The sequence below is a fragment of the Clostridium puniceum genome, assembly GCF_002006345.1.
Taxonomy (GTDB): Bacteria; Bacillota; Clostridia; order Clostridiales; family Clostridiaceae; genus Clostridium; species Clostridium puniceum.
In genome coordinates this window covers 40,867-53,380 of record NZ_LZZM01000043.1, presented here as the reverse complement: position 1 = coordinate 53,380, position 12,514 = coordinate 40,867, and the positions used below count along the sequence as shown (strand labels likewise).

General features: G+C 29.9%; 13 protein-coding genes. All 13 read left to right on the top strand.

Translation table 11 applies throughout. The features are described 5' to 3' along the window. The first annotated feature begins 4 nt into the window (after positions 1-4). The 13 genes from dnaX (at position 5) to CLPUN_RS03685 (ending at position 12,426) form a co-directional block, all read left to right on the top strand. Positions 5-1,645, top strand: a complete 1,641-nt coding sequence (gene dnaX, locus CLPUN_RS03740; protein WP_077846036.1) for a DNA polymerase III subunit gamma/tau — start codon at positions 5-7, stop codon at positions 1,643-1,645. Between the two features lie 210 nt (positions 1,646-1,855). Continuing rightward, entirely contained in the window at positions 1,856-2,197 is a 342-nt protein-coding gene (locus CLPUN_RS03735; RefSeq protein WP_077846035.1) for a YbaB/EbfC family nucleoid-associated protein, read from the top strand. Positions 2,198-2,326: 129 nt separating this feature from the next. Next, positions 2,327-2,923 (top strand): recombination mediator RecR, encoded by a 597-nt coding sequence (recR, locus tag CLPUN_RS03730; protein ID WP_077846077.1) that lies wholly within the window; start codon positions 2,327-2,329, stop codon positions 2,921-2,923. Between the two features lie 226 nt (positions 2,924-3,149). Then, on the top strand, positions 3,150-3,428 hold the full coding sequence (locus CLPUN_RS03725) for a YaaL family protein (protein WP_077846034.1): 279 nt from the start codon (positions 3,150-3,152) through the stop codon (positions 3,426-3,428). 20 nt (positions 3,429-3,448) lie between these two features. Further along, complete coding sequence (locus CLPUN_RS03720) at positions 3,449-3,718, top strand: pro-sigmaK processing inhibitor BofA family protein (RefSeq protein ID WP_077846033.1); 270 nt, start codon at positions 3,449-3,451, stop codon at positions 3,716-3,718. A 279-nt stretch (positions 3,719-3,997) separates the two neighbouring features. Then, positions 3,998-5,335, top strand: coding sequence for a CHAP domain-containing protein (locus tag CLPUN_RS03715; RefSeq protein ID WP_077846032.1), 1,338 nt, complete (start codon positions 3,998-4,000; stop codon positions 5,333-5,335). A 126-nt stretch (positions 5,336-5,461) separates the two neighbouring features. After that, positions 5,462-7,498: a M13-type metalloendopeptidase gene (locus tag CLPUN_RS03710; protein WP_077846031.1), complete on the top strand. Its 2,037-nt coding sequence runs from the start codon at positions 5,462-5,464 to the stop codon at positions 7,496-7,498. Positions 7,499-7,665: 167 nt separating this feature from the next. Further along, positions 7,666-7,845 (top strand): hypothetical protein, encoded by a 180-nt coding sequence (locus tag CLPUN_RS03705; protein WP_077846030.1) that lies wholly within the window; start codon positions 7,666-7,668, stop codon positions 7,843-7,845. Positions 7,846-8,025: 180 nt separating this feature from the next. Next, positions 8,026-8,193, top strand: coding sequence for a hypothetical protein (locus CLPUN_RS28330; RefSeq protein WP_207652738.1), 168 nt, complete (start codon positions 8,026-8,028; stop codon positions 8,191-8,193). A gap of 341 nt (positions 8,194-8,534) precedes the next feature. After that, entirely contained in the window at positions 8,535-9,461 is a 927-nt protein-coding gene (locus tag CLPUN_RS03700; protein ID WP_077846029.1) for an ABC transporter permease, read from the top strand. Positions 9,462-9,479: 18 nt separating this feature from the next. Then, complete coding sequence (locus CLPUN_RS03695) at positions 9,480-10,424, top strand: ABC transporter permease (RefSeq protein WP_077846028.1); 945 nt, start codon at positions 9,480-9,482, stop codon at positions 10,422-10,424. A 14-nt stretch (positions 10,425-10,438) separates the two neighbouring features. Then, positions 10,439-11,446, top strand: coding sequence for an ABC transporter ATP-binding protein (locus tag CLPUN_RS03690; protein ID WP_077846027.1), 1,008 nt, complete (start codon positions 10,439-10,441; stop codon positions 11,444-11,446). Then, the gene (locus CLPUN_RS03685) at positions 11,446-12,426 is read left to right on the top strand and encodes an ABC transporter ATP-binding protein (RefSeq protein ID WP_077846026.1); all 981 of its coding nucleotides are present in this window, start codon (positions 11,446-11,448) and stop codon (positions 12,424-12,426) included. The genes CLPUN_RS03690 and CLPUN_RS03685 overlap by 1 nt, the downstream gene beginning before the upstream one ends. Positions 12,427-12,514: the final 88 nt, after the last annotated feature.

Genomic DNA, 12,514 nt, shown 5'->3' with positions numbered 1-12,514 from the left:
GCTTGTGGGTTACAAAGCACTATATAGAGAGTGGAGACCTAGAATTTTTGAAGATGTTGTTGGGCAGGAGCACATAACTACAACGCTAAAAAATGAAATTATAAATAACAGAATCGCACATGCTTATCTTTTCTGTGGAACAAGGGGAACGGGAAAAACATCCACTGCAAAAGTAATGGCAAAGGCATTAAACTGTCTAGATTTAAAAAATGGTGAGCCTTGCAATGAATGTGAAATGTGTAGAAAGATAAATGAAGGATTAGCAATTGATGTAACAGAACTTGATGCAGCTTCTAACAATGGTATTGATAAAATTAGAGATATTATAGATGATACTAAGTATCCGCCACAAGAAGCTAAATATAAGATATACATAATGGATGAAGTACATATGCTTTCTGTAGGAGCTGTTAATGCATTTTTAAAGACTTTAGAAGAACCACCTAAGAATGTAATATTTATATTAGCAACTACAGATCCTCAAAAATTACCTATAACAATTTTATCTAGATGTCAAAGGTTTGATTTTAAGAGAATAAATCAAAAAGAAATTTCTAATAGACTAAAAAAAATCACTGATGCGCAAAATATAGGTTATGAACAAAAGAGTTTAGATTTGATTTCAAGAGTTTGTGATGGTGCCTTAAGAGATGCAGTAAGTATACTAGATCAAGCAATTGCAATGGGAGAAAGTCAAATTAAGTATGAAGATTTAGTAAGTATATTAGGTCTTGTAACGAATGAATACTTATTTGATATAACTTATACAATTATAGACAGAAGTATTGAAAAGGCAATGATAATAATTGATAAGCTTATGTATGCAGGTAAGGATATGCAATTATTTATGAAGGACTTAATTGCTCATTTTAGAAATTTACTTATGGTAAAGGTTACAAATAATCCAGAAGAAGTTTTAGATATGTCTCTTGAAAATATATCCATGGTTAAGGAACAAGGACGTAAAATTAGAGTAGAAGAAATAATGAGAGCTATTAGAATACTTCAAGAAGCAGAAATAAATTCAAAAGCAAGTAAACAAAGCAGGTTATATTTAGAACTTGCTGTTATAAAAATGTGCAAAATCGAATATGACACTTCAAATGAAGTCATATTATCAAGGATAAATAAACTTGAAGAAACTTTAAAAAGCGGAAAAATACAAGTTGTTCAATCAGAAAAAATGGGTGAAAATGAAAAATCTGCACATACTAGTATAGATGGAAAATCAAACAGTATAAGCCAAAACAGAAAGCAAGCAGCTAGTAATAATGACAAAGAAAAGTTCGAAGGAAATGCTAATTCAACATTAACTCTTGATGATGTGGGAAGAGCTTGGACTGAAATAATAGAAACTTTCAAGGCAAAGAGAGCGATGATAGTTTATGCTTCAATTGTTACTGCAAAGCCATACAGTATTAAAAATGGAATAGTTACATTAGAATATGAAGCCATGTATGCTTTTAATAAAGACAGACTACAAAAAGCGGAGTACAGAGAAATTGTAAATGGTGTATTCTCTGAAGTGCTAAAGGAAAAAATAATAGTAGATTATGTAGTAGGAAAAGATAAAGAAAATAAAGATAAAGAGGAACTATTAAAGCAAGCAATAGATGGAATACCATTTGAAGTATATGATGAGTAATAACAGTTGGTAGTTATAAATTAACCATTAGCAATTGCAAAGCTAAGTTTGGAAGTATTAAAAATATATATTAAGAAGTTCCAAAGTCATTTTAGTATAATTGCCTATGCAGTACGCACAAAGGGCATAAATTATAACATTGTACATTGTCAATTATAAGAAGTTGTTTTATAATAAAAAAATGAGATTCAAGAAAGAGGAGGATTTTTTATGGCAAAAGGTGGATTTCCAGGCGGCTTTGGTGGAGGTAATATGAATAACCTTATGAAGCAAGCACAAAAGCTTCAAAAGCAAATGGAAGATATGCAAAAAGAACTTGAAACAAAAGAGTTTGAAGTATCAGTTGGTGGTGGTGCAGTAGTAGTTAAAGCAACTGGTAAAAAAGAGATAACAGCAATTAATATAAAGCCAGAAGTTGTGGATGCAGATGATGTAGAAATGCTTGAAGACTTAATAATGAGTGCAGTTAATGAAGCATTAAGAAAAGTGGAAGAAGAATCTGCAAGCAAAATGGGTAAGTTAACAGGTGGAATGCCAGGCGGATTATTCTAAGAATAATGATAACAGTTAGCATACAGAATTGTTGGTTTAACCTTCAATTTATGTATGCTTTTTATAATATAATGAAGATTACTTTTTGTAAAATATATAATTAAGAATAAAGGAGAAATTTAAAATATGATGGACTTTTATCCGATAGCCATAGAAAAATTAATTGAGGAATTTGCTAAGCTACCAAGTATAGGGCAAAAAACAGCTCAAAGATTAACATTACATATTTTGAATCTTCCAGATAATGAAGTAAAAGAATTTGCAAATGCATTAGTTCAAGCAAGAGGAACAATTAAATATTGTTCTGTATGTGGTAATTTTACAGATAAAGATCCTTGCTCTTTATGTGATAATCCAAATAGAGATAAAGGCACTATATGTGTTGTAGAACAGCCAAAGGATATTATGACAATGGAAAAAGTTAAAGAATACAATGGAGTATATCATGTGTTACATGGAAACATATCTCCAATGCAAGGAAGAGGACCTCAAGATATAAGAATTAGAGAACTTGTATCAAGGATGAATGAAGATGTTAAGGAAGTAATACTTGCAACTAATCCTAATATAGAAGGAGAAGCAACCGCAATGTATATATCTAAAGTACTTAAACCTCTTGATATTAAAGTTACTAGGATAGCATCTGGGATACCAGTTGGTGGAGATTTAGAATATGCTGATGAAGTTACATTATCTAAAGCGTTAGAGGGAAGAAAAGAAATTTAATAATATAAAAATAAAGGAACCTAAAATATTAGGTTCCTAAAAAGTGTTACATAGATGGGAGTTAGAAGTTTTTGTCTGACATGAGTGAAAAGCTTCTTATATGATATAGTATATGAAAAAATAGAAAAAGGTGATACAATATTTAGAAATTTATAAAAATAAAAATATGTATATTCCTTCCTTTAAATGGATAAAATAGTAATAAGAAGTTTTTGGAGGAATTTACATGGACAAAAAAAATATTGTAGAATACCTGATGTATAAGACGGATGCTCCTAATATGTGCACAAAGTTATTAGAAGATATGGAAATCGCAAAGATGGAAATAAATGTAGCTCGCAGCATGTTTAATAATGTTAACGATGACAAATTAATAGAAGTAGCTATTTACTCAGAAAATGTTGCAAGAAAAAGATATGATTACTTATTGTCAATAGCAAGAGAAAGAGGAATAAGAGTGGGAGTTGATTATATAGTTGACAAAAATGTACAAATTGTTGAATAAATAAAAATGGGGGATTAAAAATGGAGGGACAGTTTTTAATATATGGATTAATAGGAATAGCAATATTATTTCTAGTGACAAAATTACTAAAGTGGCCAATAAAAATACTTATAAATGGAATTGTTGGAGTTATTATATTATATGTAGTAAATTTTATAATTGCAAAGCTTAATTTACTTGGTATAAATCTTAACTTCTCTTTAGCAATTAATCCAATTACAGCTTTAATAGCAGGTTTCTTTGGAGTTCCTGGTGTTATTGTACTAATTATAATAGGAGCATTATTGTAATTTGTTAAAAATTAAATTTGGAATTTTAGAAAGATAAAATGACTTACAAAATTTATAGTGGGTCATTTTTTTTATATTATATTTGTTAATTACATAATTTTGAGTTAATATTTAAAGTATAAGGATTAATTCACAATAAATATGAATTGTAAATTATATGAGATTATTAGTTTCATTTAATAGTTATTATATGACTATTATGATTTTAATCCAATTCAGAATGAAATTACGTATAATAAATGAATTATAAAAATAATTTATAAAAAGGGGTAGTGGAGAGTGAAGAAAGAATTTATTAAAAAGATAATAAGAGCAGCAGTATTAACTTTAATAATAACAAATATAAATTATGTGCCAGCATCGGCTAAGTGGCTAAAAGATTCTAAAAGTAATTGGAATTGGGTAGAAAATGATGTTAAAGCTACTGGATGGAAAGAAATTGATGAGAAGTGGTATTATTTTGATGAAAATGGAATGATGAAAATTGGCTGGATTAAATTAAATGAAAAATGGTACAGTTTATCTGAGAGTGGATCAATGGAAACCGGCTGGAAAAAAATAGACGAAAAGTGGTATCATTTTAATTCAGATGGAACTATGAGCACTGGTTGGGTTAGTGATAACGGTACATGGTATTTTATGAATTTCAGTGGACAAATGGAAACAGGAACTATTGGCATTGATGGGCAAGTTTATACTTTTTCAGAAAGTGGAGCAATGATAAGCGGTAAGGAAATCGTTCAAGAAATTAAATCAGACTCAAAAAATCTAGGAAGTGCTAAAAATAATATAAACAATGAGTCAGAGGAAAATATGGAAACTTCAATTGAAAAAGATAATAGTGATACTAAAAGCCGTATAGGATATGTTGCTACTAATGGGGATTTATTAAATATTCGTTCATCAGCATTAATTTCTTCAGAGATAATAGGAACTGTGGCTAAAAATAAGGAAGTTAAAATTATTGATGATGAAGAAGATGGTTTTTATCCTATAATTGTAAATGATAAAAAAGGCTGGGTAAGTTCTAAGTGGATTAGTTTTGAAAAACCTAAAAATTCCGAGCAAGCATTAGATTCCAATGTAGATGTTACAACGGTAGAGAAACCATCTGTGGGAAATGATAATAAAAACTTAACAGATGCTTCACTAGCCAAAGGTATAATAAGGGATAAAGAACCAAGCTTGGATGACAAACGTTATTATTCAGATGACAATATTTTCTACAAGGTAAAGCTTTCACCTCCATTTTCTAGTGGTGGAAGGTTAATTAAAGGTAACTGTACTTGGTACGCATGGGGACGTGCGTGGGAAATTACTGGAAGTAAGCCAACTGATGCAGGATTTATAGGTAATGGATATGAATGGTGGGATGCAAATAAGAAGAGTGGTAAATATAAATATGGTTCTGAACCTAGAGTTGGAGCTATTGCAGTATGGAAGTCTAGTTTACCAAACTCTGGTGGAAGCGGACATGTCGCTGTTGTTGAGAAAATAGAAAATAATAAAGTCTACATATCAGAATCTATGTGGCATGGTGTAACATTCAAATATAGAGAAATATATGAAACAAGTTACTTATATGGATACATTTATTTGGACAAGCCTAATTATTAGAAGTCTATAAGAGTTTGATATTATTAGAATTTCAAGTATTTAGAAACAAGAAGATGTACTAAATTCTTGAATTTATTATCTATGTTATGAATACTTTAAAAATCATAATAGAGAGAGGGCAAAATAATGGATAAGATTAAAAGATGGGGAATTATAGCTAGTATATTTATGTTCATGTATATGATGAGTCCTGTGTCATATACTAATGCGATAGCAGCAGAAACAAAAGTTGAAGCTGCAAGTACTAATCAAAGTGTACGAGTACAAGATGATTTTTATGATGCAATAAATAGCCAATGGATGAACAACACAAAAATTGAAGATGGAAAGTCAACTAATTCAACCTTTGATCAGGTTGAAGAAAAAGTGACAAGCCAAACAAAAGATATAATTAATCAATTGCTAATTGATAAAGATAAATATCCAGAAAATAGTGATGAAAAGAAAATAATTAATTTGTACAATAATACATTAAATGTAGAAGCCCGAAATAAGGAAGGTTTAAAACCAGTTCAAAAAATCTTAGATGAAATTAGAGTAGCAAAAACAACAGATGATATTGGAAAGTTGTGGTACAACAAGAATATAGTAAATTCAACAATGAAATTTGTTGTAGAAAGAGATGTAAAAGATGCTAAAACCAATGTATTATATATAGATAGTACAGGACTTAGCTTAGGAGATTCAGATGAATACACTAATCCAACAGAAGAAACATTTAAAAATAAGAAATTAACAGAAGAATATTACAATAAGATTTTAATATTAAGTGGATATACAAAGGAACAGGCAAAAGTTAAAGTAGAGAATATGTTTAAATTTGAAGGTATGATAGCACCGTATATTAAAGGAAAAAAAGAGAAGTCTACCACGGAAAATTTAATAGAATCCATGTATAATGTGTATACTCTAAATCAACTTAATGATTTAGCACCAAATCTAAATCTGCCAGCTATTATGAGTTCCTTAGGAATAGATAAAGCAAATAAAATTATTTTAGAAGATCCAAAATGGTTAGTAGCTTTTAATAAAATATATACACAAGAAAATGTGCCAATTATAAAGAATTATATTGAAATAGTTAATTTGATACATGCAGCGAGTTATTTAAGTGAAGATTTTGAAAAGGCAAACAAGGAATATGAAAGTAGTTTGCTAGGAATAACGGGAGACGAATCAAAAGAAGATGATGCTATTTATACAATAAATTCAACTATGGGAATGGTTATTGGAAAAATTTATGCGGATAGATATATTCCTAAAAAAACAAAGGAAGATGTAGAAGCTATAACAAAAGAGATTATAGAAACATATAAGAAGCGTATTAATAATCTTAATTGGATGAGTACATCAACTAAAAGCAATGCTATTAATAAATTAGATAAATTAACGGTAAAAATAGGCTATCCAGAAAATTGGCTTAATTATTCAAAAATAAATATTAAATCTTATGCAGAAGGTGGTTCGCTTTTTGAGAATATAATGACATTAAGAGCTTCTGCAAATGAAAGAATATTTAGTAAAATAAACAAGCAGATAGACAAAAGTAAAGAAGGATTTACACCTCAAACAGTTAATGCCTTTTATAGTGCGAATGAAAATTCAATTATAATTCCAGGCGGAATTATTCAAGGTCATTTTTATAATCCTAATGGAAGTAAAGAAGAAAATTTAGGTGGAATAGGATCGATTATAGGGCATGAAATTAGCCATGCATTTGATAATACTGGGTCGTTATATGATTCAGAAGGAAATTTAAATAATTGGTGGAACGATGGAGAATATAAACAGTTTAAAGAAAAGGCTTGGAAAATTGCTCAATTTTATGATCTAATAGAAGCATTGCCGGGACAAAACATTGATGGTTATCGTACAGTTGGAGAAAACATTGCTGATATTGGGGGAATGTCATGCCTTCTTGATATACTTTCAACTATGGATGAACCAAATTATAAAGCGTTTTTTGAAAGCTATGCAGTCACTTGGCGACAAATAACAACAAAAGAATATGCAAAGTATGTTCTGCTTTTAGATGAACATTCACCTAATAAATTTAGAGTTAATGCAGTTTTAGCCCAATTCCAGAAATTCTATGATACCTATGGTATATCTGAGAATGATGGAATGTATATTACCCCAGAATATAGATTAGGGATTTGGTAAGAAAATTAAGTGTAGATAGTTTTTTATTATCTATGCTTAAATTATAGATGTTAGTTCTAGGATTATAGGTTTTTGTTTTATGAAATAGAATAATAATTTGACATTTGTGAGCTTTTGATTAATATTAAAGTAAGATGTCTTAAATTTAAAGGAGCAGTGAGTTTATTATGCCAGCAGGAAATGGAGTAAACTGTGGAGATTGTATAGAATTGAAACAAGGAAAATGCGATGGTAAAGATTTAACTTGTTTATGTTATAAATGTCCTAGAAAGCTAGCGCAATGCATGTGTGTTAAATATTGTAGAGAAACAGAATCAGTATTATATTTTGATGATTATTATAATTAAAAAATTTAATAACAAATATTAAAAAATAAATAATTTAAGTTGAAAATATTAATAAATTAAAGAATTGTTGCAATTTAAATTTTTTAATTTTTGTGAGCAAAATTTTTTATGGACAAATGTGAAATAATTCGATAAATAAGGTTAAATATGGATATGTGTAAGAGGTAATAATTAAAAATAATGGTTAAAAGCTTGAAAATTAGCATTTCAGAAGGATGTGTATATATAGAAATTTCAAGCATGTTAGGAACAATCTATAATAATATAATTCCTTCATTAATGCTTATCATCCAAGAAAAAACATTTAATATAGAAGAATTAACAAAAGTAAAGAAAAATTTTTGTTAATTGTCACTTTGTTGAATTTTGTTTTGCTTAATTTAAATAAAATATTGACACTCATCGATAATAATATTATTATAATAATATTAAATTATGAATAAGTTAAATATTATTGAAAAAAAATTAAATATTAATAAAGTTAAAATAACAAAGGAGTTATTAGGCCGTAAGAATGAGTTTAATGACTCCATTCGTATGTTGAACATCTTTAATGATATGGAAGCGCTTTCTATATACAATAAAGATAAATACATATTAAATTAGGTATTTACTTTATTTTATAATTTAATCATCAAAAGAATTATATAAATAATTCATATACGAATAGAAAAGAAGGAGAGGGAAACATGTTAAAATATATTGGAAAAAGATTTCTTACAAGCCTATTAACAATATGGGTTGTAATAACGGTGACATTTTTTCTAATGAGGCTTATGCCAGGAGGTCCGTTCGATGGTGAAAAATTAACACCTCAAGTTAAAGCTAATATGGAAGCTAAATATGGAATGGACAAACCTTTAATGGAGCAATATGCAATGTATATGGGAAACTTGGTTCAAGGAGACTTTGGTGAATCAATGATTTTTAAAGGCAGAGGCGTAACAGAAACTATAACTAAATCATTTCCAGCTTCTGCAAAGATAGGTGGAGTAGCTGTATTAATTGCTATATCAGGTGGCATAATTCTTGGAGTTCTTGCAGCACTAAAGAATGGAAAGTGGCCAGATAAATTAATAGTATTTATTGCTACATTATGTACAACTATACCAAGTTTCGTAATAGGAGCTGTTTTAATATATGTATTGGCTGTTGAGTATGGATTATTACCAGCAACAGGATTCGATAGTTGGAAAAATTATATAATGCCGTGTATGGCTTTATCAGCAGCATCTTTATCATTCATTACAAGACTTACAAGAAGTAAATTAATAGATGTATTAAAAGCTGACTACATTAGAACTGCAAAGGCAAAGGGATTAAGTAAAGGGACGGTTATATTTAAGCATGCATTGAGGAATTCATTGATTCCAATAGTTACATACGTAGGACCATTAATAGCAAGCTTACTAACAGGAAGTTTTATAACAGAAAAGATTTTTGCGATTCCAGGACTTGGAAATGAGTTCGTGCAATCAGTTACAAATAGAGACTATACGATGCTACTTGGAGTAACCGTATTTTATTGTACAATGTTAGTATTCTTTGCTTTTTTAGTAGATATATTATATGTATTAATTGACCCAAGAATAAAATTACAAGATGCAGAAGTTTAGGGAGGAGAAGAAGTAGTAATGGAAAATCATTTAAAAATTGAAAAGGACTTATTTACTCCTCTAAGTGAAGATGAAAAGAAAGTTAATACCGTAGTTAGACCAAGTGTTGGTTATTGGAAGGATGCATGGAATAGATTAAGAAAAGATAAACTTGCAATGGTATCACTTGTAGTAATAATAGCTATTGTTGCTGCTGCTATTTTAGTTCCTATGTTATCTAAATATGATTATGCAGCTAATGATTTATCACAAACCTATTTAAAGCCTTCAGCAGAGCATTGGTTTGGAACAGACAATCTTGGAAGAGATTTATTTGTTAGAAATTTCTATGGAGCAAGATATTCATTAATGATTGCTGTTTTGGCAGCAGTTATAAATTTATGCATTGGTGTAATATACGGTGGAGTAGCTGGTTTCTTTGGTGGAATGATAGATAATATATTAATGAGGATAGTTGATGTCTTATACTCAATCCCATTAACTATATATGTAATATTGTTTATGGCTATTTTAAGTAAACCGGGATCATCTGGAAGTGGGCTTTCTACAATTGTCTTAGGACTTTCTATAACATATTGGATTGGAATGGCTAGAATAGTAAGAGGTGATGTACTTCAATTAAAGCAGCAAGAATTTGTTCTTGCAGCAAAGTCTTTAGGTGCATCAAATTTTAGAATATTAATAAGACATTTAATACCGAATTGCATTGGATCAATAATGGTTACATTAACATTATTAATTCCAGAGGCTGTATTTACTGAAGCGTTTTTAAGTTTTATAGGGCTAGGAATTGCAGCGCCAAGAGCATCTTTGGGAACGTTAGCTAATGAAGCAATGGTTGGTATTTATACATATCCATATCAATTAGTATTTCCCTCAATGATGATTTGTTTAATTATATTAGCATTCAACCTTTTTGGTGATGGATTAAGTCAGGCACTAGATCCTAAAAACAAGAGATAGGAGGAGAAGTACATATGGAAAAGTTATTAGATATAAAAAATTTGGAAACCTCCTTTAAAACTGGGGCTGGTGAAGTGCATGCAGTAAGAGGTGTATCTTTTTACTTAGAAAAAGGAGAAGCATTAGGTATAGTTGGAGAATCTGGTTGTGGTAAAAGTGTTACTATGATGTCAATTATGAGGTTATTAGCTGATAATGGAAGACTTGCAGGTGGAGAAATACACTTTAATGGTAAGGATATTTCGAATGTTAAAGAATCTGAAATGGAAGCTATCAGGGGAAATGATATAGGTATGATATTTCAAGATCCTATGACGTCATTAAATCCAGTATATACAATAGGAGACCAGTTAATGGAACCTATATTAAAGCATAAAAAAATAAGTAAAGCAGAAGCTAAAAAAGAAGCTATAAAAATGCTTAGATTAGTTGGAATACCAAGTCCAGAAAAGAGAATGAAGCAATATCCTCATGAATTCTCAGGAGGTATGAGGCAAAGAGCAATGATAGCTATGAGTTTAATTTGTGAGCCAAAGCTTATTATAGCTGATGAGCCAACAACAGCATTAGATGTTACAATTCAAGCTCAAATTTTAGATTTAATGAAGGATTTAAAAGAAAAACTTGATACTGCAATAATATTAATAACTCATGATTTAGGAGTTGTTGCGGATGTTTGTACTAGAATAAATGTGATGTATGGTGGAATAATAGTGGAGACTGGAACTACTGAAGATATATTTTACAGAGGAAAACACCCATATACTTGGGGACTTTTAAGAAGTGTTCCAAATCCTAAATCAGATAATAAAGAAAAATTGATTCCAATTGAGGGGCAGCCACCAGATTTGTTAAAGCCGCCAATTGGATGTCCATTTGCAGCTAGATGTGATTATGCGATGAAGATTTGTATTCAAAAGCAACCTCCATTATTTGAAGTAGGAGAAAAACATCAAACAGCATGCTGGTTATGTCATGAAGATGCACCAAAGATTGAGTCACCTATAAGGAGGATGGAGTAGTGGAAGACAATAAAGATATAATTTTAGAAGTTAAAGACTTATGTAAATACTTCCCTGCAAACAAAGGCTTATTTAAAGGTAAAAGTTATGTTAAAGCAGTAGATAGAGTTTCATTTACAATTAAGAAAGGTGAAACTTTAGGTCTTGTTGGTGAATCTGGTTGTGGTAAGACAACTACAGGAAGAACTATATTGAAGCTTTATGAACCAACATTAGGTCAAGTAATATTCAATGGAAAAGATATAACAAAGAATTCAGTTAAGGAAATGGTTCCTTTAAGAAAAGAAATGCAAATGATTTTCCAAGATCCATATGCATCTTTAAATCCAAGAATGACAGTTGGAGATATAATTGGAGAAGCTATTGATATTCATAAACTATTAACAGGTGAAGCAAGAACAGAAAGAATAAGAAGTTTATTATCAAAAGTAGGTCTTGCAAGTGACCATATAAATAGATATCCTCATGAATTTTCAGGAGGACAAAGACAAAGAATAGGTATTGCAAGAGCATTAGCTGTAGAACCTGCGTTAATAGTATGTGATGAGCCAATATCAGCTCTTGACGTTTCAATTCAAGCGCAAGTAATAAATATGCTTGAAGAGCTTCAAGAAGAATTGGGATTAACTTATCTTTTTATAGCTCATGATCTTTCAATGGTTAAACATATATCAACTCATATTGGAGTTATGTATCTTGGAAGAATGGTTGAAAAAGGTGAAAGTAATAAAGTATATTCAGAAGGATTGCATCCATATACTCAAGCACTACTTTCAGCAGTTCCAATACCAGATCCTGAGGTGGCTAAAAATAGTCAAAGAATAGTTCTAGAAGGAGATATTCCATCTCCAATAGATCCACCACCAGGATGTAGATTTAAAGGCAGATGTAAATATGCAAAACCAATTTGTTCAGAAATTGATCCAGAATTAAAAGAAGTTAAACCAGGACATTTTGTAGCATGTCATTTATATGACTAGTCTTTGTAAAAGCAATTAAGCATGAAAATTATTATAAAACATAAAATAAATTAAATTGAATAGTATACTGTTAAGGAAATTTAGAAAT

What these genes read in the sequence shown, in the direction of transcription:
- CLPUN_RS03735 (WP_077846035.1), top strand. Translation starts at nt 1,856, where the DNA reads ATGGCAAAAGGTGGATTTCCAGGCGGCTTTGGTGGAGGTAATATGAAT.
- recR (WP_077846077.1), top strand. Translation starts at nt 2,327, where the DNA reads ATGGACTTTTATCCGATAGCCATAGAAAAATTAATTGAGGAATTTGCT.
- CLPUN_RS03725 (WP_077846034.1), top strand. Translation starts at nt 3,150, where the DNA reads ATGGACAAAAAAAATATTGTAGAATACCTGATGTATAAGACGGATGCT.
- CLPUN_RS03720 (WP_077846033.1), top strand. Translation starts at nt 3,449, where the DNA reads ATGGAGGGACAGTTTTTAATATATGGATTAATAGGAATAGCAATATTA.
- CLPUN_RS03710 (WP_077846031.1), top strand. Translation starts at nt 5,462, where the DNA reads ATGGATAAGATTAAAAGATGGGGAATTATAGCTAGTATATTTATGTTC.
- CLPUN_RS03705 (WP_077846030.1), top strand. Translation starts at nt 7,666, where the DNA reads ATGCCAGCAGGAAATGGAGTAAACTGTGGAGATTGTATAGAATTGAAA.
- CLPUN_RS28330 (WP_207652738.1), top strand. Translation starts at nt 8,026, where the DNA reads ATGGTTAAAAGCTTGAAAATTAGCATTTCAGAAGGATGTGTATATATA.
- CLPUN_RS03700 (WP_077846029.1), top strand. Translation starts at nt 8,535, where the DNA reads ATGTTAAAATATATTGGAAAAAGATTTCTTACAAGCCTATTAACAATA.
- CLPUN_RS03695 (WP_077846028.1), top strand. Translation starts at nt 9,480, where the DNA reads ATGGAAAATCATTTAAAAATTGAAAAGGACTTATTTACTCCTCTAAGT.
- CLPUN_RS03690 (WP_077846027.1), top strand. Translation starts at nt 10,439, where the DNA reads ATGGAAAAGTTATTAGATATAAAAAATTTGGAAACCTCCTTTAAAACT.